The organism is Polaribacter haliotis, from assembly GCF_014784055.1.
Taxonomy (GTDB): Bacteria; Bacteroidota; Bacteroidia; order Flavobacteriales; family Flavobacteriaceae; genus Polaribacter; species Polaribacter haliotis.
Genome location: NZ_CP061813.1, coordinates 1,560,001 through 1,581,248 on the forward strand (window position 1 = coordinate 1,560,001; position 21,248 = coordinate 1,581,248).

The 21,248-nt window shown below is 30.8% G+C and carries 16 protein-coding genes and 1 rRNA gene (1 of these 17 running past the window's edge); 13 read left to right on the forward strand and 4 right to left on the reverse strand.

Annotation, left to right across the window (positions count from 1 at the left end; all coding sequences use genetic code 11):
- A 16S ribosomal RNA gene (locus tag H9I45_RS06545) occupies window positions 1-662 on the reverse strand (it extends 858 nt beyond the left edge of the window).
- A 1,250-nt stretch (window positions 663-1,912) separates the two neighbouring features.
- Between H9I45_RS06545 and thrS the strand changes: the two genes are divergently transcribed.
- From thrS to H9I45_RS06595, 10 genes are all read left to right on the forward strand, one after another.
- Complete coding sequence (thrS, locus tag H9I45_RS06550) at window positions 1,913-3,853, forward strand: threonine--tRNA ligase (protein WP_088354553.1); 1,941 nt, start codon at window positions 1,913-1,915, stop codon at window positions 3,851-3,853.
- Between the two features lie 132 nt (window positions 3,854-3,985).
- Complete coding sequence (infC, locus tag H9I45_RS06555; protein ID WP_140422763.1) at window positions 3,986-4,483, forward strand: translation initiation factor IF-3; 498 nt, start codon at window positions 3,986-3,988, stop codon at window positions 4,481-4,483.
- Between the two features lie 94 nt (window positions 4,484-4,577).
- Entirely contained in the window at window positions 4,578-4,775 is a 198-nt protein-coding gene (gene rpmI, locus H9I45_RS06560; protein ID WP_088354787.1) for a 50S ribosomal protein L35, read from the forward strand.
- Window positions 4,776-4,869: 94 nt separating this feature from the next.
- Complete coding sequence (gene rplT, locus H9I45_RS06565) at window positions 4,870-5,214, forward strand: 50S ribosomal protein L20 (RefSeq protein WP_036823323.1); 345 nt, start codon at window positions 4,870-4,872, stop codon at window positions 5,212-5,214.
- Window positions 5,215-5,304: 90 nt separating this feature from the next.
- Window positions 5,305-5,898, forward strand: a complete 594-nt coding sequence (locus H9I45_RS06570; RefSeq protein WP_088354555.1) for a hypothetical protein — start codon at window positions 5,305-5,307, stop codon at window positions 5,896-5,898.
- 206 nt (window positions 5,899-6,104) lie between these two features.
- Window positions 6,105-7,310, forward strand: a complete 1,206-nt coding sequence (gene glgA, locus H9I45_RS06575; protein WP_088354556.1) for a glycogen synthase — start codon at window positions 6,105-6,107, stop codon at window positions 7,308-7,310.
- Between the two features lie 4 nt (window positions 7,311-7,314).
- Window positions 7,315-8,580, forward strand: a complete 1,266-nt coding sequence (locus H9I45_RS06580; protein WP_088354557.1) for a glucose-1-phosphate adenylyltransferase — start codon at window positions 7,315-7,317, stop codon at window positions 8,578-8,580.
- 36 nt (window positions 8,581-8,616) lie between these two features.
- Window positions 8,617-10,554, forward strand: coding sequence for an alpha-1,4-glucan--maltose-1-phosphate maltosyltransferase (locus H9I45_RS06585; RefSeq protein ID WP_088354558.1), 1,938 nt, complete (start codon window positions 8,617-8,619; stop codon window positions 10,552-10,554).
- A 3-nt stretch (window positions 10,555-10,557) separates the two neighbouring features.
- A complete protein-coding gene (gene glgB / locus H9I45_RS06590; RefSeq protein WP_088354559.1) occupies window positions 10,558-12,465 on the forward strand; it encodes a 1,4-alpha-glucan branching protein GlgB in 1,908 nt (635 codons plus the stop codon).
- Window positions 12,466-12,730: 265 nt separating this feature from the next.
- Window positions 12,731-15,136 carry a glycoside hydrolase family 31 protein gene (locus tag H9I45_RS06595; RefSeq protein WP_088354560.1) on the forward strand — a complete coding sequence of 802 codons (2,406 nt, stop codon included), beginning with the start codon at window positions 12,731-12,733 and terminating at the stop codon, window positions 15,134-15,136.
- Between the two features lie 260 nt (window positions 15,137-15,396).
- On the opposite strand, the gene H9I45_RS06600 is transcribed toward H9I45_RS06595, so the two are convergent.
- A complete protein-coding gene (locus H9I45_RS06600; protein ID WP_191141251.1) occupies window positions 15,397-15,663 on the reverse strand; it encodes a hypothetical protein in 267 nt (88 codons plus the stop codon).
- Between the two features lie 134 nt (window positions 15,664-15,797).
- Window positions 15,798-16,874 (reverse strand): peptide chain release factor 1, encoded by a 1,077-nt coding sequence (gene prfA, locus H9I45_RS06605; RefSeq protein ID WP_088354562.1) that lies wholly within the window; start codon window positions 16,872-16,874, stop codon window positions 15,798-15,800.
- Between the two features lie 95 nt (window positions 16,875-16,969).
- Between prfA and H9I45_RS06610 the strand changes: the two genes are divergently transcribed.
- Together H9I45_RS06610 and H9I45_RS06615 are read left to right on the forward strand one after the other, a co-directional pair.
- Entirely contained in the window at window positions 16,970-17,407 is a 438-nt protein-coding gene (locus H9I45_RS06610; RefSeq protein WP_088354563.1) for a DUF6265 family protein, read from the forward strand.
- On the forward strand, window positions 17,407-18,261 hold the full coding sequence (locus H9I45_RS06615; RefSeq protein ID WP_088354564.1) for an alpha/beta fold hydrolase: 855 nt from the start codon (window positions 17,407-17,409) through the stop codon (window positions 18,259-18,261). The genes H9I45_RS06610 and H9I45_RS06615 overlap by 1 nt, the downstream gene beginning before the upstream one ends.
- Before the next feature lie 59 nt (window positions 18,262-18,320).
- Here the strand turns inward: H9I45_RS06615 and H9I45_RS06620 are convergent, their stop codons facing one another.
- Window positions 18,321-19,499 (reverse strand): AIR synthase related protein, encoded by a 1,179-nt coding sequence (locus H9I45_RS06620; RefSeq protein WP_088354565.1) that lies wholly within the window; start codon window positions 19,497-19,499, stop codon window positions 18,321-18,323.
- Window positions 19,500-19,639: 140 nt separating this feature from the next.
- On the opposite strand from H9I45_RS06620, the gene H9I45_RS06625 reads away from it, so the two are divergent.
- The gene (locus H9I45_RS06625) at window positions 19,640-21,247 is read left to right on the forward strand and encodes a hypothetical protein (RefSeq protein WP_088354566.1); all 1,608 of its coding nucleotides are present in this window, start codon (window positions 19,640-19,642) and stop codon (window positions 21,245-21,247) included.
- The last annotated feature ends 1 nt before the right edge of the window (window position 21,248 follow it).

The window sequence follows — 21,248 nt, forward strand, 5'->3', positions numbered from 1 at the left end:
ACTTCCATATGACTCAAGTCAACCAGTATCAAAGGCAGTTCCATAGTTAAGCTATGGGATTTCACCTCTGACTTAATTGACCGCCTGCGGACCCTTTAAACCCAATGATTCCGGATAACGCTCGGACCCTCCGTATTACCGCGGCTGCTGGCACGGAGTTAGCCGGTCCTTATTCTTACAGTACCGTCAAGCTCGTACACGTACGAGTGTTTCTTCCTGTATAAAAGCAGTTTACAACCCATAGGGCCGTCTTCCTGCACGCGGCATGGCTGGGTCAGAGTTGCCTCCATTGCCCAATATTCCTCACTGCTGCCTCCCGTAGGAGTCTGGTCCGTGTCTCAGTACCAGTGTGGGGGATCTCCCTCTCAGGACCCCTACCTATCGATGTCTTGGTAAGCCGTTACCTTACCAACTAACTAATAGGACGCATAGCCATCTTTTACCGATAAATCTTTAATTACATCTCGATGCCGAGTCGCAATACTATGAGGCATTAATCTTCATTTCTAAAGGCTATTCCTCTGTAAAAGGTAGGTTCTATACGCGTTACGCACCCGTGCGCCGGTCGTCATCTGGTGCAAGCACCAATGTTACCCCTCGACTTGCATGTGTTAAGCCTGCCGCTAGCGTTCATCCTGAGCCAGGATCAAACTCTTCATTGTATATTTTAAATAATATGAATGAATAAGTTTCAAAAGAATTTACATTATTTTACTAATGTGGTTATTCTACTCTTTGTTTACGCTGTCAATTTCAATATTTTCAATGAACTTTTAGGGTATCGCACTCTTGCTTTCACAATCGTTTTAAATCCTAATTTGTAGAAATGTTAGACTTGAACTAACTAATAATTATCGTAACTATTATTCCAAAATTTCTCTGATCGTATTTGCTGTTTCTGTTAGCGGGTGCAAATCTAAAACTTATTTTTGAATTGACAAGCAAAAAATAAATAAATTTTTTATTTTTTTAACCCCTAAAAAACTGAACTTTATTCCCCGATAAATCGGACGGCAAAGATACAATGTTTTTTATTTACCAACCTAATTAAAATTTATATTTTTTTTACTCTTTTTTTATCGCTAAAAATAAAACCAAAAACACCACTCCTAACCCAGTTAATAAAGCTAAAACAACATCTCAATGAACTAAACTAACATACTCATATTTCCGTTAGCGGGTGCAAATATACAACTCATTTCTAATCTCACAACTATTATTTTAAATTCTTTTTAAATTTATTTTTTAACCGAGATAATTCATTGAAAATACGAAGGTTATAATCGAAAGTTTTTTTGACCTTTTTTAATGCTTTTATCATATAGAACTCAAAACCGCAAATTATAACCAAATCTAACATGATTAAATAGATAAATGAATTCAAAAGATTAAACTATTTGGGCGGAACTGAATCTGCTTATTGCGACATTTATCAAAAATAAGTACAGTAAACATTAATTTAGCTCTAAGAAATCTTAATTATTCCCATGAATTTAAAAGACAAAACGCAGATTAACTAATCTTCCACATTAATTCTTTACTGATTTAGACTTATCTAAAACTATGTTTTGTTAAAAAAGTCTCTTTTAAAATTTAAAAATGAGTATTGTAAATCTCATATTATATGTAACGTCTATTAAAAACACATCAGATTTATCTCTAAAACCTTTAATAATAAATACCCCCTCCTCAAACTAAAAGTTAACAAACAAGAACGTGTTAGGGATTGAAGCATTTGTTTGAGCTCTTTTATTTGCTTTTTAGGCAAATAAAAAGCGAGTGCGAAAAGCCCGACCACGCATTTTCGCGTGGGAACACCCTAAAAAAACACTCCTATATAATAAGTACACATATATATTGTGTGAAAAATTGTTTTCTAATATCTTTGCAGTCTCAAAAAATTATAGATTAAATGATTAAAATTACTTTACCAGACGGAAGTATTAAGGAGTTTGCCGTAAATAGCACTCCAATGGATGTTGCAAAAAGCATTAGTGAAGGTTTCGCAAGAAACGTTATATCTGCAAATTTTAACGGAACTACCGTTGAAACCACTACTCCATTAACTACAGATGGTTCTTTAGTTTTATATACATTTAATGATGATGCTGGTAAGAAAGCTTTCTGGCATTCTTCAGCTCACGTTTTAGCGGAAGCTATTTTAAGCTTTTACCCAAAAGCAAAATTAACTATTGGGCCTGCGATTGACAATGGGTTTTATTATGATGTAGATTTTGGTGATGCTGTTATTTCTGATAAGGATTTTCCTGCTATTGAAAAGAAGTTTCTAGAGATTGCTCGTGGAAAACATGAGTTTTCAATTCGATCTGTTTCTAAAGCGGATGCCTTGTCATTATATAAGGAAGAAAATAATGAATATAAAGTTGAGTTGATTGAAAACTTAACAGATGGAGATATTACTTTTTGTGACCATAGCAACTTTACAGATTTATGTAGAGGAGGACACATTCCTAATACAGGAATTATAAAAGCGATTAAGATAATGAGCGTCGCTGGTGCTTATTGGCGTGGTGACGAAAAGAATAATCAGTTAACACGTGTTTACGGAATTAGTTTTCCGAAGCAAAAAATGCTAACCGAATATTTAGAATTATTAGAGGAAGCTAAAAAAAGAGATCATAGAAAATTAGGAAAAGAATTAGAATTGTTTACTTTTTCTCAAAAAGTTGGTGCTGGTCTACCTTTATGGTTACCAAAAGGAGCTGCTTTACGCTCTCGTTTAGAAGATTTCTTAAAAGCCGCACAGAAAAAAGCAGGTTACGAAATGGTAATGACACCTCATATTGGTCAGAAAGAATTATATGTTACTTCTGGACATTATGAAAAATACGGTGAAGACAGTTTCCAGGCAATTAAAACTCCGAAAATGGATGAAGAGTTTTTATTGAAGCCTATGAATTGCCCACACCATTGTGAGGTATACAATTTTAAACCTTATTCTTATAAAGATTTACCAAAACGTTTCGCGGAATTCGGAACAGTTTATAGGTATGAGCAAAGTGGAGAGTTACATGGTTTAACTCGTGTAAGAGGTTTTACACAAGATGATGCACATATTTTTTGTACTCCAGAACAATTAGATCAAGAATTTAAAGATGTTATTGATTTAGTATTATATGTATTTGGTTCTTTAGGTTTTGAAGATTTTACTGCTCAGGTTTCTATTAGAGATAAAAGTAATCCTGATAAATATATAGGAGATACAGAAACTTGGGAAGTTGCAGAACAAGCAATTATTAATGCAGCAACCGATAAAGGTTTAAATTTTGTTATTGAAGAAGGTGAAGCAGCCTTTTACGGACCAAAATTAGACTTTATGGTGAAAGACGCTTTAGGCAGAAGTTGGCAACTTGGAACGATTCAAGTTGACTATAATTTGCCAAAACGTTTCGATTTGACGTATACAGGTTCAGATAATCAATCTCACAGACCAGTTATGATTCATAGAGCACCATTTGGTTCTATGGAGCGTTTTATTGCGGTATTGCTGGAACATACAGGTGGGAATTTCCCACTTTGGCTAACTCCAGATCAAGTTATCTTGTTGCCAATCAGTGATAAATATCAAAAATATTCAGAAAAAGTTTTAGAATCGTTAGAAAATTCCGAAATTCGCGCCCTCGTAGATAACCGAAGTGAGAAAACTGGACGTAAAATACGAGATGCAGAAGTTGGCAAAATTCCATTTATGGTTATTGTTGGTGAGAAAGAAGAGCAAGATGGCACAGTTTCTGTAAGAAAACATGGTGAAGGTGATATTGGAACATTTACAATAGAAGAATTTATTTCCTTAATAAAAGCAGAAGAAAGTAAAACATTGAAGAAATTTTAAGTAATTTTGGAATTCAATAAATAAAAAGGTTGGAAAACAACCATAAGTTAAATTTAAAAATTTTAAGTCATAGCAATACGTAGAAGCAGGTCGAGAAGACCGTTAAGAGTAATCAAAGAAGATCAACATAGAATTAATGAAAAAATAAAATATGTTGACGAAGTTCGTCTTGTGGGCGAAAATGTGGAAGTTGGTGTATATCCTTTAGATAAAGCTAAAGAATTGGCCAAAGAACAGGAATTAGATTTGGTTGAGATTTCACCAAAAGCTAAACCTCCTGTTTGTAAAATTATTGATTACAAGAAATTCTTGTATGAGCAGAAAAAACGTGAGAAAGTATTAAAGTCTAAAGCCACTAAAGTGACTATTAAAGAGATTCGTTTTGGACCTCAAACAGATGAGCATGATTATGAGTTTAAGAAAAAACATGCAGTAAAGTTCTTACAAGATGGTGCAAAATTAAAAGCATTTGTTTTCTTTAAGGGTCGTTCGATTATCTTTAAAGAACAAGGACAAATTCTTTTATTAAAATTAGCGCAAGAATTAGAAGAATATGGTAAAGTTGAGCAGTTACCAAAGTTAGAGGGTAAACGTATGATTATGTTTATTGCTCCTAAAAAAGTAAAATAAAACAATTACAAGGTTTAACTTTGTAGTGATATAAATATATCTTGAAACAAGTTCAAGATTAATGTCTTATAAGCAAGATAAAAACGAAGGAGAAATGCCTAAAATGAAAACCAAATCTAGCGCCAAAAAACGATTTAAAGTTACTGGTACTGGAAAAATCAAAAGAAAGCACGCGTTTAAAAGTCACATCTTAACAAAGAAGTCTAAAAAACGTAAATTAAAGTTAACTCATGACACTTTGGTACACAAAGCAGATGAGTCTAACATTAAGCAACAATTAAACTTAAAATAAGTTTAATAAGGGAATTTAATTATTAACCATGGAGTTAGGCTAAATTTAAAAAGTATTCTTATGTGAATCGCCTACTACAAAAAACATTGAAATTATGCCAAGATCAGTAAATTCAGTAGCCTCAAGAAAAAGAAGAAAAAAAATCTTGAAGGCAGCAAAAGGTTACTTCGGACGTAGAAAAAACGTTTACACAGTAGCAAAAAATGCGGTTGAAAAAGGTATGCTTTATGCATATAGAGACCGTAAAAACAATAAGAGAAACTTCCGTTCTTTATGGATTGTACGTATTAACGCTGCAGCCCGTTTACACGGAATGTCTTACTCTCAGTTTATGGGAAAAGTAAAAGCTAACAATATCGAATTAAACCGTAAGGTTTTAGCAGATTTAGCTGTAAACAACCCAGACGCTTTTAAGGCAGTTGTAGAGAAAATAAAATAAATATAAATACTTGCTTATATAATAAAAACCCAAACATAATCGTTTGGGTTTTTTTTATAGATTTGTACATTCGTCAAAAAAAACTTTAAAATGAAATTAAAATTTACCACTTTTTGTTTATTAATTAGCACAATCTTTTCATTTGCACAAGAAACAACTCTGGAAAAAGTTCAAGAAGATAACTCTTTAGAGGGGCAATTTGATAAAATCTACAGAACTTCCACTTCTTATCAAACATATAAAGTAATTAGTAAAGAGAAATTTCAAAAACTGAAACGTGATGTTTTAGATTCTATAAAGCTATCTCAGAGATTAGTTTCAGAAAAGGAAAGTTTATTAAAATTCGAAAGAGATAATGTTTTAAAAATTCAGACAAACTTAACTAAAACTCAATTAGATTTAGAAACTGCAACAAACAAAGAAAATTCAATTTCTTTATTTGGTTTACAACTTAGTAAAATTAGCTACAATCTTATTTTATGGGGTATTATTTTAGGACTAACTTTAGCATTATCTTATTTTGTTTTTAAATTTTCTAGAAGTCATATTATTACAAAAGATGCTCAAAGTAATCTTTTAGATATCGAGGAAGAATTTGAACAACATCGTAAAAAATCTTTAGAAAGAGAGCAAAAATTAAGAAGACAGCTTCAAGATGAAATTAATAAACAACGTAATAACTAAATTTCACTTTTTATTCTTATCAAAACATTAATCATTTCTTCTTATTACTAATAAATCTTTACTAAACTCTTCATATTTAGCTTTTATGTTATAAAAGTGATAATAATATTTTTTCAGTAGGTATACCTGATATTTTTTTGTTAATTTAACGTCGTTAATTCGAAAACAAACAACGTTCAAAAATCATTAAATTATCTTTTAAACCTATGAAAGCACTTTTTTTTACGAGAGAATTCCCTCCATATGTATATGGTGGAGCTGGAGTTCATGTTGAATATTTAGCAAATGAACTTGCTAAATTAATGGAAGTTGATGTAAGGTGCTTTGGCGACCAAGATTCAGATGGAGATAATTTAAATGTAAAAGGGTTTCCTTATGAAAATCCAATTTTTGATGATTCTGAAGATAAACTAAAAGCCGTATTTAAAACGCTAAGCACTGGACTTCATATGAACGCAGCACCAATAGATGCAGATGTAGTTCATTGCCATACTTGGTACGCACATTTTGCAGGAATTGTAGCCAAACTTTGTTACGGGATTCCGCTAGTAATTACTACACATTCTTTAGAACCTTTACGACCTTGGAAGAGAGAACAATTAGGTCGTGGTTATGATGCTTCCTCTTGGATAGAAAAAACTGCTATTGAAATGGCAGATGCACTTATAGCTGTTTCAGAAGAAACTAAAGACGATGTTTTAAAATATTTTAATGTTGATGAAAAAAAGGTGAAAGTAATTTACAATGGAATTAATTTACAAGAATATGTAACCACTTCCGATAGTAATACTTTAGATGAATATGGTGTAGACAAAAACAAACCATATGTACTTTTTGTTGGAAGAATTACAAGACAAAAAGGAATTATTCACCTAGTAAATGCTATAAAATATATAGATGCAGATACACAAATTGTTTTGTGTGCTGGTGCACCAGATACTCCTGAAATTGGAGAAGAAATGAAAAAGGCAGTTAACGAAGTTCAAAAAACACGTAATAATGTTATTTGGATTGATAAAATGGTAACCAAAAAAGAAATTATTCAATTATATTCTCACGCAGATGTTTTCTGTTGCCCATCTATTTACGAACCTTTTGGAATTATAAATATAGAAGCAATGGCTTGTGACACAGCAGTTGTTGCAAGTGCAGTTGGAGGAATAAAAGAAGTTGTTGTACATAATGAAACTGGAATATTAGTTCCAGTAGAACAACAAAAATCTGCACCTTTTGAACCAATAGACCCAGACAAATTTTCAAAGGACTTAGCTGATGGAGTTAATAAAGTTATTAATAATCCAGAATTAAGAAAATCGATGGCAAAAAAAGGAAGAAAAAGAGTTGAAGATCATTTCGATTGGATAGCAATTGCAAAACAAGTAGAAGAATTATATAAATCACTAAAAAACTAACCAAATGGTAAATGATAAAGTATTAGGAATTATTTTAGGAGGAGGACAAGGATCTAGGTTATATCCTTTAACAAAAGATAGATCGAAACCAGCTGTTCCAATTGCAGGAAAATATAGATTGGTAGACATACCCATTTCAAATTGTATTAATTCCGACATTAAAAGGATGTATGTTTTAACACAATTTAATTCAGCTTCCTTAAATAAACACATAACAAATACATATCATTTTAGTTTTTTTAGCTCTGCTTTTGTAGATGTATTAGCTGCAGAACAAACGATAAATAGCGATCAATGGTTTCAAGGAACTGCAGATGCTGTAAGACAAAGTATGCATCATTTTTTACAAAATGATTTCGAATATGCCTTAATACTTTCTGGAGACCAATTATATCAAATGGATTTTAACGATATGATTAATAAACATAGAGAAAGTGGTGCAGAAATTTCTATTGCAACTTATCCTGTAAATGCAAAAGATGCAACTTCATTTGGATTATTAAAAACAAATGATGAAGATGTTATTACTTCATTTATAGAAAAACCAGGGGAAGAATTATTACCAAATTGGACATCTGATGTTGGCGAAAATATGAAAGCCCAAGGAAGAGATTATTTAGCTTCTATGGGTATTTATATTTTTAATAGAGAACTATTAATTAAGTTAATGGACAACCCAGATACGAATGATTTTGGTAAAGAAATTATTCCTCAAGCAATAGAAAACCACAAAACATTAAGCTATCAATATGAAGGTTATTGGGAAGATATTGGTAATATAGATTCTTTCTTCGAAGCTAATTTAGGTTTAACAGACGATGTACCAGAATTTAATTTATATGATGCAAAAAGTGTTTACACAAGAGCTCGTGTTTTACCAACATCCAAATTTGCAGGTTCTATTTTAAATAAAGCTGTTATTGGAGATGGATGTATAATACATGCAGAAAAAATTGAAAGATGCGTAATTGGAATCCGATCTAGAATTGGGAAAAACTCTTTAATATCTAATACATATATGATGGGTAATGATTATTATGAAACTTTAGAGGAAGTTGCCAAAAATAAGATAGATATTATGATGGGAATTGGAGATAGATGCTACATACATAATTGTATTATAGACAAGAATTGTAGAATTGGAGATGATGTAAGAATTAATGGAGGCACACACATCGAAAATGTAGAAACCGATACATATATGGTTAAAGATGGTATTGTAGTTATTAAAAAAGATGCTACAATTCCAAAAGGAACTATTATAGGATAGAATTAAATTTTTTACAATCTAAAATTTAACAAATTAATGCAAAATCAAAGTAGAATTGTAATAGAAAACATAGCTCCTCAATTAAATTGTGGAGCTGTTTTTATAAAACGTGTTGTAAACGAAATCGTAACTGTAACTGCAGATGTTTTGGTAGATGGACATGATGTAATTCAGGCAAGTTTATTATACAAACATAAAAGTGAAAAAACTTGGAAAGAAACAAGAATGTATCCAACAAATAACGATGGATATTCAGCAAGTTTTCAAGTAACAAAACAAGGTTTTTACGAATACAAATTAGAAGGTTGGGTAGATTATCCTTTGAACTGGCAATATGGAATTGACAGAAAAATTGATGATTATCAGCATGTAAAATCAGAACTTTTAGAAGGTGCAGAATTATTAAAACCAATCGTTAAAAAAGCAACAACAGAAGAAAAAAAATATTTAAATTCTTTAATTACTCTTTTTAAAGATGAAACAAAATATGCTGAAGCAATAAAAGAAGCTGTTTCCAATAATTTAAAAGAAGTTTTAAGTAAATATCCTATTAAATTAATTGCACACGAAAGCAAATCTTTACCTGTTTATGTAGATAGATTAAAGGCGCGTTTTAGTACTTGGTACGAATTTTTCCCAAGATCAGCATCAGAAACAGAAGGGAAACATGGTACCTTTAAAGATTGCCATAGATTGTTACCAAGAGTAGCAAAAATGGGTTTTGATACTTTGTACTTCCCTCCTATTCATCCAATTGGAGAAGTAAATAGAAAAGGAAAAAACAATACCACAGAAGCAGAAAACAACGATGTTGGTTCTACCTGGGGAATTGGGTCTAAACATGGAGGTCATAAAGATATTCATCCAGAATTGGGTTCTTTAGAAGATTTTAAAGGATTAATTAAAGAAGCAAAAAAACAAGGAATTGAAGTTGCTATGGATTACGCACTCCAAGCAGCTCCAGATCATCCTTGGGTAAAAGACCATCCAGATTGGTTTAAATGGAGACCAGATGGAACTGTGCAATATGCAGAAAACCCTCCAAAAAAATACCAGGATATTTTACCAATTTATTGGGAAACTGCAGATTATAAAAATCTATGGCAAGAATGTTTAGACACTTTATTTTATTGGATAGATTGTGGAATAAATGTATTTAGGGTAGATAATCCGCATACAAAACCTTATTATTTTTGGGGTTGGATTATTACTGAAGTAAAGAAAAAACATCCAGATGTTTTATTTCTTGCAGAAGCATTTACACGTCCTAAAATAATGCAACAATTAGCAAAACAAGGCTACACTCAATCTTATACTTATTTTACTTGGCGAGAATCTAAACACGAGATTATCGAGTATATGAATGAGTTGACAAAGACAGATCAAAAAGAATATATGCGTCCTAATTTTTGGCCAAATACGCCAGATATTAATCCGTTTCATTTACAAAATGCACCTGAAGCAAAATTTCTTTTACGCTATGCATTAGCAGGAACTTTAAGTTCTAATATCGGAATTTACGGACCAGTTTTCGAACAGATGATTAGTCAACCAATTGTTGGAAAGGAAGAATATTATATGTCTGAAAAGTTTCAACTTTGCCATTATGATTGGAACAAGCAAAATAGATTAACTACGATTATTTCGTTAATTAATTCCATAAGAAAAAACAACGAATCTTTTCAGCAAACAAATAACATTCAATTTTGTGAAACAGGAAACGATAATTTAATCGCTTTCTATAAATGGAATCAAGATAGAACTAATGAAACATTAACGATTATTAGTTTAGATGCTTATCATACACAATCTGGTTCAGTTCAAGTTCCATTGCAACAATTAAATGTACATGAAGGGCAAAAAATTGAAGTACAGGATTTAATTACAAATAATTCTTACAATTGGTATAATGAATGGAATTATGTGGAATTAAATCCACACATTCCTTTCCACATATTTAAAATTAATAAATAAATTATGACACAAACAAAAGTACACAGCCTTTTTACAGATTTTGACATTGATTTATTTAAAGCAGGAAAACACTATCGTTTATATGAAAAATTCGGAGCACACATTACAACTGTAGATGGCGTAAAAGGCACCTATTTTGCAGTTTGGGCACCAAGTGCAAAAGCCGTTTCTGTAATTGGAGACTTTAACTTTTGGCAAGAAGGAGAACATCACTTAAATGTACGTTGGGATGGAAGTGGAATCTGGGAAGGTTTTATTCCAAATGTTGGTAAAGGAGCTATTTACAAATATAAAATCCGTAATTCTAGTAATAATGTAATTACCGAAAAAGCAGATCCATTTGCAAGAAGATGTGAACATCCACCAAAAACTGCTTCTGTAGTTTGGGAAGACGATTATGCTTGGAAAGACAAAAAATGGATGAAAAACAGAAAGAAAAATAACGCTTTAGATGCGCCTTATTCTGTTTATGAAGTTCATTTAGGTTCATGGAAAAAACAAACCGAAGAAAACCGATTTTTAAGCTATAATGAATTGGCAGATGAATTGGTGAAATATGTAAAAGAAATGAATTTTACACACGTAGAATTTATGCCAATTATGGAATATCCTTACGACCCAAGTTGGGGTTATCAATTAACAGGATATTTTGCGCCAACATCTCGTTTTGGTTATCCTGATGAATTTAAATTTTTGGTGGATAAATTTCACGAAAACGGAATTGGCGTTTTATTAGACTGGGTACCTTCTCACTTTCCTTCAGACGATCATGGTTTAGGATTTTTTGATGGTTCGCATTTATATGAACATCCAGATAGAAGAAAAGGATATCACCAGGACTGGAAAAGTTTAATTTTTAATTACGGAAGAAACGAAATAAAAGCATTTTTAATTAGTAATGCTATTTTTTGGTTAGACCAATATCATGCAGATGGTTTAAGAGTAGATGCTGTTGCTTCTATGTTATTTTTAGATTACTCTAGAGAAGATGGTGAATGGGAACCAAACATGTTTGGTGGAAATGAATATTTAGAAGCTGTAGACTTTATAAAAGACATGAATACTGCAGTTTATGAAGCATTCCCAGATGTACAAACTATTGCAGAAGAATCTACCTCTTTCCCTAAAGTTTCTAGACCAATTTACGATGGTGGTTTAGGTTTTGGTATGAAATGGATGATGGGTTGGATGCACGATACTTTAGACTATTTCGCGAAAGAACCGTTGTACAGAAAACATCATCAAAACGATTTAACTTTCAGTTTAAATTACGCATTTACAGAAAACTTTATGTTACCTCTTTCGCATGACGAAGTTGTATATGGTAAAAAATCTATTGTAGAAAAAATGCCTGGAGATGAGTGGCAACGTTTCGCGAATTTAAGATTAATGTATAGTTATATGTTTACACATCCTGGAACAAAATTATTGTTTCAAGGTGGTGAATTTGGGCAAACTTCGGAATGGAATTTTGAGGGAAGTTTAGACTGGCATTTATTAGAATATGATGTACACAAGGGAGCACAAACTTTAGTAAAAGAATTGAATAAATTCTATAAAAAGGAAAAAGCACTACACCAAAAACAATTTTCTCACGAAGGTTTTGAGTGGATAGATCATGGAGATCATCAAAATTCGGTGTTATCTTATATGAGAAAAGGAGAAAATGAAAAAGACAATGTAATTGTTGTGTTGAATATGACTCCAGTGCCAAGAGAAAAATACAGAATTGGTTTGCCAAAAGCAGGGAAATTAAAAGAAGTTTTTAATAGTGATGATAAAAAGTTCAATGGAACAAATCAATATAAAAATAAGTTATCAGCTTCAGAAAAAAAGACGTGGAACAATAGAGAAAATTCTATAGAATTAGATTTGCCACCTTTAGCGATGCTTGCTTTTAAATACCAATAATAAAAATCTATAAATAGCTGTTTGTTTTTACTATAGTATTAGTAAAAATAAATAGCTGTTTTTTAATACTTCAAAATAAACAAGCACTATTTTTATAGGATTCTGAATAATACATACACTTCATTCATTTTCTGTTTTTTGTAGTATTTTAGCACTTTATTTATCACAAATAATACTAAAACGTTATCGTAAAAAAAGGACTTTACAGATGGTTCTGTTCCAAACTTTTACGATTTTTACACGATTATAAAACAAGCAAATACATATGATTGTTAATACTGAATTAGAACAAAAAGGAAATCTATTTCCTTCAGAAATAATTAAATATAAAAAAGACGTAGATACACTATATTTTACGACTAAAAACAGTGTAGTTCTTCAACTTACGGTTATTAGAGACAGTGTTATTCGTTTTCGTTACTCAACTACAGGAAAATTTGAAAATGATTTTTCTTATGGAGTTACTATTCATGCGAGTAGAGGATACAGCTTTTTAGATGTTAGTGAAAACGATACACATTACATAATTACAACTGCAAAATTAGTTTGTAAAGTAGAAAAGCAAAGTTTGCAAGTTAGTTTGTTCGATGCTTTAGATATGAAACTAATTAATGAAGACGAAATTGGTTTTCATTGGGAAGAAAGTTACGAATATGGTGGAGACATCGTAAAAATGAGTAAAAATTGTCAGAAGGCAGAAAGTTTTTATGGTTTAGGAGATAAACCTGTAGATGTAAACATGAAAGGAAAGCGTTTTGAAAACTGGGCAACAGATTCTTACGCATTTGGTAAAAATACAGATCCTATTTATAAAGCGATTCCTTTTTACACAGCCATCCAAGATAATAAAGCATATGGTATTTTCTTTGACAATACTTTTAAAACTTCTTTTGATTTCGCACATGAAAGAAGAAATGTAACTAGTTTTTGGGCTCAAGGTGGAGAAATGAATTATTATTTCATTTACGGTCCAGAAATGAATGACGTTGTAAAAAATTACACAGATTTAACTGGAAAACCTCATGCATTACCACCTTTATGGGCTTTAGGATTTCACCAATGTAAATGGAGTTATTATCCAGAAGCAAATGTAAAAGAAGTTACAAATACATTTAGAGATTTAAAAATACCTTGTGATGCTATTTATTTAGACATCGATTATATGGATGGTTTCCGTTGTTTTACTTGGGATAAAAATTATTTTCCTGATCCTAAAAGAATGGTGAAAGAATTAGAAGACGATGGTTTTAAAACTGTGGTTATTATTGACCCAGGTATTAAAATTGACATGGAATATGATGTTTTTAAAGAAGCATTAGATAAAGATTATTTCTGTAAACGTGCAGATGGACCTTATATGAAAGGTAAAGTTTGGCCTGGAGAATGTTATTTTCCAGATTATACGAAACCAGAAGTTAGAGAATGGTGGTCTGGTTTGTTTCAAGAATTAATTGAAGATATTGGCGTAAAAGGTGTTTGGAATGATATGAACGAGCCTGCAGTTATGGATGTTCCTAACAAAACATTTCCAGATGATGTACGTCATGATTATGATGGAAACCCATGTTCTCATAGAAAAGCACATAATATTTATGGAACACAAATGGCACGTGCAACTTACCATGGTTTAAAGAAATATGCATATCCAAAAAGACCTTTTGTAATTACAAGATCTGCGTATTCTGGTGCACAAAGATATACTTCTACTTGGATGGGAGATAATGTTGCCACTTGGGAACATTTAGCAATTGCAAATAACCAAGCACAAAGAATGGCAATGTCTGGATTCTCTTTTGCAGGATCTGATATTGGTGGTTTTGCAGAACAACCTCAAGGAGAATTATTTGCAAGATGGATTCAATTAGGAATTTTCCATGCATTCTGTAGAGTACATTCTTCTGGAGATCATGGAGATCAAGAACCTTGGGTTTTTGGAGATGAAATTACAGATATTGTAAGAAAATTCGTAGAAATTAGATATCAACTTCTACCTTATTTATATACTTCTTTTTGGAAACATATAGAAGATGGAACACCTATATTGAAATCTTTGGTTTTATATGACCAAGAAGACATGCAAACGCATTACAGAAGTGATGAATTTGTTTTCGGAGAGCAAATTTTAGCTTGTCCTATAATAGAACCAAATGCCAAAGGAAGAAGAATGTATATTCCAAGAGGTAAATGGTATAATTTCTGGACAGATGAAGTTGTAGAAGGAGGAAAAGAAATGTGGGTAGATGCAGATTTAGATAGCATGCCAATCTTTGTAAAAGAAGGAGCTGTAATACCTAAATATCCAGTGCAACAATATGTTGGAGAAAAAGATTTCGATGAAATTACTTTGGATGTTTATTATAAAGAAGGAAAAGAGTCTTCTAAATTATATGATGATGCACATGATGGATATGATTATAAGAAAGGAAGATTTAGTTTACGTACTTTTAAAGTAACAGGGAAAAAATCGGAATTTATTTTACAACAACACAAACGTGGAGATTTCGACGCAAACTATTCTAATTTTAAAATTGTTTTTCACAATTTACCATTCGAAATTACGTCAGTTCAAATCGATAATGTGGAAATTGAATTAGACAGAGTAGATTCTTCTGTAACAAAGGCTATTACTATAAATAAAGAGTTTACAGAACTCCATTTATTCGGAAAATAAATAAATTAGTATCCCTGAGGTCAGGGATAAGCATCCCTGAGCTCAGGGATGCTAAAAATATACGGTATTCAGGGATTGTTTGGTATTAGATTCTACAATATATTTGTAGTGTTCGTAAAGTCATTCCCCCATTTGTATAGTTAATTTGTTAACACGACTTTCGAAAAATTTATTAAGTAAAAAAGCGATTAAAAGTTCCCCTAACTTTAATCGCTTTTTATTTTTCACTATATTTTCTACTCCATAGCTCTATTTCTTTTTCATAACGTCTTCTTCATAGTGTTATACTTTTTCGAATAGCATTTTATTTTCAATAATTCAATTTTTTTTCTTTTTCTCAGGCAAACATTACTCCTTTTCTTGCAACTGGTTTTGTCTTTTTTTATGTATAACTGTGCTTCCTGTTCCTCCTTGTTCTTTTTATACGCATAAGCAAGTATAGCAATTTCAACAAGTAATATTGCTATTTTAATTTTTTTGCTTTTTGTTAAGGCTGCAGAGAAGCCTAAAAGTTTTGTTGCTATCATTTTTTCTTTTCTTTTACATATCAAAGATACATTAGAACTAAAAGCCCCATTAATTCATATACTATAAAAAGTGACTCAAATAAAAAACCCCAGATAATTCTGAGGTTTGTAATTAATTTAAATGCGAAAAGTTCTTAAATTCCTTCTCCTAATTCTTTTAATTTTTCGGTATTTTCTGCCAACATTAATTCATCAATGATTTTCTGTATGTCTCCATTCATAATATTTGGCAAATCATATAAAGACAAACCAATTCTATGATCTGTAACTCTACCTTGTGCATAATTATACGTTCTAATCTTCGCACTTCTATCTCCAGAAGAAACCATAGAACCACGTTTTAAAGCGTCTTCTGCATTTTTCTTTGCTAATTCCATGTCATATAAACGAGAACGCAATACTTTAAATGCTTTCTCTTTATTTTTATGTTGCGATTTTTGATCTTGACATTGTGCCACCAAACCAGTTGGAATGTGCGTTAAACGAACAGCAGAATATGTTGTATTTACAGACTGACCTCCAGGACCTGAAGAACAGAAAAAATCGATTCTTACTTCCTTTGGATTAATTTCCACATCAAACTCTTCTGCTTCAGGAAAAACCATACAAGTTGCTGCAGAAGTATGCACACGACCTTGTGTTTCTGTTTGTGGAACTCTTTGTACACGATGCACACCAGCCTCAAACTTTAAAATTCCGTAAACATCATCTCCATTTACCTCAAACTGAATTTCTTTAAATCCACCATTTGTTCCTTCAGAATAATCAACAGTAGAGACTTTCCAACCTTTACTTTCGCAATATTTAGAATACATTCTAAACAAATCTCCAGCAAAAATACTTGCTTCATCTCCACCAGTTCCTGCACGTAATTCTACAACTGCATTTTTAGAATCTTCAGGGTCTTTGGGTATTAACAAAAATTTTATCTCGTCTTCTAATTGCGGAATTCGAGTATTGGCTTCGTCTAATTGCATCTTTGCCATTTCTGTCATTTCTGCATCAGAACCATCAGAAATTATTTCTTTTGCCTCTTCTATATTGTCTGTTAATTCTTGGTATTCTTCCCCTTTTTTAACAACATCACCTAAATCTTTATATTCTTTCATCAATTGCGCATACCGTTTTTGATCTGTAATTACATCTGGCTGAATAATTAAATCCGAAACCTCGTCATAACGTTGCTTAACAATTCTTATTTTTTCTAACATCTTCTACTCTTTTCTTGTACTGCGAATTTACAAATTTTATCGGAAAGTTAAATGTTTCGTTTTGAGTATATTTGAAGAATATAAACTTATTTATTATGAAATATTTCCTATTCATATGTTCAATTTTATTAATTATTTCCTGCAAAACTGAAAAAGAAAAAACGAAGAAGCCTTCTTTCCTAATAGGAAAATGGATTCGGTTAAATGACAAAGAAGGCAACAAAACATACGAAAATTGGAATACTAATTTTACTGGTTTAGGCTATACTTTAAAAGGGAAAGACACCACTTTTAAAGAAATATTGAGTATTGTTTCTGTTAATGATACTTCAAACTTAAAGGTTGAAGGCGTAAATGAAACTCCTACACTATTCAAATTTACATCTCAAACTGATACTTCTTTTATTTACGAAAATTTAAAAAATGAATTCCCAAAAAAAATAAAATACTATTTAGAGAACAAGCAATTAAAAGCAATTGTTTCTAACGACGATTTTAGTATTGATTTTGTTTTTAAGAAAATTAAAAATTAATGACTGAAAAACTCATAAAACTAAATTACGATTCCGATAAATATTTGGCACTTTGGAAAATATTTAACAGCGAAAGTTCTAAAGAAAAAAATATATTACTAACACATGGAACATTTTCTAACAGAAAAGTTTTAAACGGAATCACCGAATATTTAGTATCTAAAGGTTTTACCTGTTGGATTTTCGAATGGAGAAATCATGGAAACAGTTCTAAAATTAACCAAAATTTCGATTTTGAATCGATAGGTAAACAAGATTTTAAAATCGTTTTTGATTATTTATTCACTACTCAAAATATTAAAAAAACAGATTGCATTACACATAGTGGTGGTGGAATTTGCTTAACTATTTTCTTAATTACAAACCCTAATTATACATCTAAAATTAATAGTATTACCCTATTTGGTTGCCAAGCTTTTGGTGCTGTAACCTCAACTAAAAATTATCTTAAAATTTTTATTGCGAAATATATTAGTAAGCTTTTAGGTTATATTCCTGCAAAAATAACTGGAAGCGAAGAAAATGAAAGCTATTTTATGATGGAACAATGGTTTAATTGGAATCTAAACAAAAACTTTCTTGGCAAAAATGAGTTTGATTATCGAGCTAAAATGAATGAAATACAAATTCCTATTTTATCTATTTCTGGAAAAGGCGATACTTTTATTGCGCCACCTAAAGGTTGTAAAGACTTCTTAGATGCTTTTAAAAACCCTAATAATAAATATGTATTATGTTCTAAAGAAAATGGTTTTTTAGAAGATTATAATCATAGTAGAATTTTACATTCTAAAAATGCGAGTAAAGAGATTTATGCTGTTGTTTTGGATTGGATTGAGAATTTTGAAAGCTAAATTTTAGAAATCATTGAAACAATCTTATATTTTTCTAGAGTTAACAAGTACAAAAAATCTTAATACTCAAAAACTCCAAACTCACTTTTAATAGTGAGTTTTTTTGTTGGAGAAGCTTCTACTCTACCAACAATTTGTGCATTTACATTATAAGATTTTGAGATAGCAATTATTTCTTCAGCAATTTCTGGAGAAACATAAATTTCCATTCTGTGTCCGCAATTAAATACTTGGTACATTTCTTTCCAATCTGTTTTCGATTGTTCTTGTATCAATTTAAATAAAGGCGGAATTGAAAACATATTGTCTTTTACAATGTGTAAATTATCTACAAAATGTAAAATCTTCGTTTGTGCACCACCAGAACAATGGATCATTCCATGGACTGTATCCGAATTAAATTTCGATAAAATTTCTTTAATAATTGGTGCATAAGTTCTTGTTGGAGACAAAACTAATTTACCAGCATCAATAGGAGAATTTTCTACTTTGTCTGTCAGTTTTGTGTTTCCAGAATAGACTAAATCTTCAGGAACTGCACTATCGAAACTTTCTGGATATTTGTCCGCTAAATATTTATGAAAAACATCGTGTCTTGCAGAAGTTAATCCGTTAGAACCCATTCCTCCATTATATTCTGTTTCGTAAGTTGCTTGCCCAAAAGATTCTAAACCAACAATTACATCGCCAGCTTTTATGTTTGCGTTGTCTATAACATCTGTACGTTTCATTCTTGCAGTTACTGTAGAATCTACAATAATTGTACGAACTAAATCGCCAACATCTGCAGTTTCTCCTCCTGTGGAATGAATGGTTACTCCAAAACCTTTTAAGTCTTCTATTAATTCTTCTGTTCCGTTTATAATTGCTGATAAAACTTCACCAGGAATTTTACTTTTATTTCTACCAATTGTAGAAGACAACATAATATTGTCTGTTGCTCCAACACATAGTAAATCATCGATATTCATTATTAAAGCATCTTGTGCAATGCCTTTCCACACAGAAATATCACCAGTTTCTTTCCAATACATATATGCCAAAGAAGATTTTGTTCCTGCACCATCTGCATGCATTATTAAACAATAATCGTTATTATTTGTTAAATAATCTGGTACAATTTTACAGAATGCTTTTGGAAATAAACCTTTGTCTATATTCTTAATTGCGTTGTGCACATCTTCTTTAGATGCTGAAACGCCTCTTTGCGCGTATCTTTTAGAAACTTCTTTACTCATATTGTTGTGTTGTTTGGCAAAGGTAATTTTTTACAGATAAAAAACAAGATTTTATACCCACTTTAAAATACGTCATTTGCCCTATTTTATAAATTTATGATTACACTTAATTTTGGTGAGTAACATAAAAGAACAGTAGCATGAAAAATTACTTATTAATTCTATTTTTAATTTTAGCACCATTTATAAATGCGCAAGTACCTATAGAGTATATTTTAGAAGAGAATTTCGAAAACAATAAAAATGGATGGACTCTAACTAATGAAAAGAATTTTGTTTCTGAAATAAAGGATAACAATTTATACTTAAAAAATGAAACTAAATATTTTAAAAAAGCTTCCATAAAAACAGATTTAAACTTAAAAAAGGATTTTAAAATAGAAACTTCTATAAAGTTATTATCTGGTACAAATAATAATTTACTTTCTTTAAAATTTAATAAAGATGCAAAAACCAAAAACTATGAAACTCACGAAGAGTTTGGTTTTACAGATAATGGATATTGGAAATATCTAAAAAAAATTTCTTTTAAATATATTGAAAACACAGGCTGGCTACAAACTACAAACATAAAACCGAAGGAGTTTAATAAATTAACGATTCTTAAAATAAATGAAAAAGTTTTCTTTTTAATAAATGACAAACCTGTTTTAGTTAAAAGTAATGCAGAGTTTTATGAACAAGAAATGGCATTAGAAATTCCTAATAATGCTAAAGTTGTATTCGATTATTTAAAATTAGGTTACTTAAAAGGTAGTAATTCTGAAAAAGAAAATTGGTCCAATTCTTTATTCAAAAAAATTGAAACTGCTAAAAAGGCAAAAGAAGAGGTATTAATTGAAGATACAATAACACAAGAATTACAAACTAATTTTGACGAAAATGAGTTTGGTTTTTTCTTAAAAGAGACTGAAAATTATAACTTCAAAATTGATAATGGGGCTTTAGAAATGGAAAATAAGTCTAAAGATTACTACCAAACTTGGGCAGATATAAAAATTAATCCAACTCAAAATTTTGATATTTCTACATCTGTTAAAAGAGTTTCTGGTACAAAAAATAAAGGAATTAGTCTCATTTTAAAAGATAAGGTAAAAAAACTGCAATTCGCTGTTGCGCCAAATGGTCATTGGTTTTCTAATGTAGAAAAAAATGATAAAGAACTTCATTTTAGTAAATGGCAAAAAACAAATCTTGTAAAAGAATCTGACCATAATTCTATGAGAATAAAAAAAATAGGTAGAAGTATCTATTTTATTTTAAATGATAAAGTGGTTAATAAAGTTGAAGGAAAAGAAGCAGGAAATACAATTTATATTAAAATACCTGATAGTATTAAGATTCACGTAGACGATTTTAAACTAACGCAATCTTTCAATTCTAATAAAGAACAAGAAAAATTAATTACTGAATATGATGCATTATGGGACGATGCTAAAAGGGAAAATGTTGGCGCCTTTGGTAAAACTGAAAAACAACAAATTGCTTTTGATAAAGGCGAAGCAAAATTCAATAAAAAACAAGATAAAGTAGAAAAAAAATACAATAGAATGTTTAAAGGAGCTCCTTTATCTGAAGTTATTAAAAAATTAGGACAACCCTATAAATCTAATAATGTTTCTATTTCTTATAGATATAATGATGCTTATAATGGACGACCACAGGAATTACGTGTTGCTTTTATGCCATACAGAAAAGGAAATATAACATACAAAAGAGTGGAATATGTTACAATTGGTTATAAATAAA

What these genes read in the sequence shown, in the direction of transcription:
- thrS (WP_088354553.1), top strand. Translation starts at nt 1,913, where the DNA reads ATGATTAAAATTACTTTACCAGACGGAAGTATTAAGGAGTTTGCCGTA.
- H9I45_RS06620 (WP_088354565.1), bottom strand. Translation starts at nt 19,499, where the DNA reads ATGAGTAAAGAAGTTTCTAAAAGATACGCGCAAAGAGGCGTTTCAGCA.
- H9I45_RS06600 (WP_191141251.1), bottom strand. Translation starts at nt 15,663, where the DNA reads ATGATAGCAACAAAACTTTTAGGCTTCTCTGCAGCCTTAACAAAAAGC.
- rpmI (WP_088354787.1), top strand. Translation starts at nt 4,578, where the DNA reads ATGCCTAAAATGAAAACCAAATCTAGCGCCAAAAAACGATTTAAAGTT.
- H9I45_RS06585 (WP_088354558.1), top strand. Translation starts at nt 8,617, where the DNA reads ATGCAAAATCAAAGTAGAATTGTAATAGAAAACATAGCTCCTCAATTA.
- glgB (WP_088354559.1), top strand. Translation starts at nt 10,558, where the DNA reads ATGACACAAACAAAAGTACACAGCCTTTTTACAGATTTTGACATTGAT.
- H9I45_RS06625 (WP_088354566.1), top strand. Translation starts at nt 19,640, where the DNA reads ATGAAAAATTACTTATTAATTCTATTTTTAATTTTAGCACCATTTATA.
- H9I45_RS06615 (WP_088354564.1), top strand. Translation starts at nt 17,407, where the DNA reads ATGACTGAAAAACTCATAAAACTAAATTACGATTCCGATAAATATTTG.
- glgA (WP_088354556.1), top strand. Translation starts at nt 6,105, where the DNA reads ATGAAAGCACTTTTTTTTACGAGAGAATTCCCTCCATATGTATATGGT.
- H9I45_RS06595 (WP_088354560.1), top strand. Translation starts at nt 12,731, where the DNA reads ATGATTGTTAATACTGAATTAGAACAAAAAGGAAATCTATTTCCTTCA.
- prfA (WP_088354562.1), bottom strand. Translation starts at nt 16,874, where the DNA reads ATGTTAGAAAAAATAAGAATTGTTAAGCAACGTTATGACGAGGTTTCG.
- rplT (WP_036823323.1), top strand. Translation starts at nt 4,870, where the DNA reads ATGCCAAGATCAGTAAATTCAGTAGCCTCAAGAAAAAGAAGAAAAAAA.
- H9I45_RS06570 (WP_088354555.1), top strand. Translation starts at nt 5,305, where the DNA reads ATGAAATTAAAATTTACCACTTTTTGTTTATTAATTAGCACAATCTTT.
- H9I45_RS06610 (WP_088354563.1), top strand. Translation starts at nt 16,970, where the DNA reads ATGAAATATTTCCTATTCATATGTTCAATTTTATTAATTATTTCCTGC.
- H9I45_RS06580 (WP_088354557.1), top strand. Translation starts at nt 7,315, where the DNA reads ATGGTAAATGATAAAGTATTAGGAATTATTTTAGGAGGAGGACAAGGA.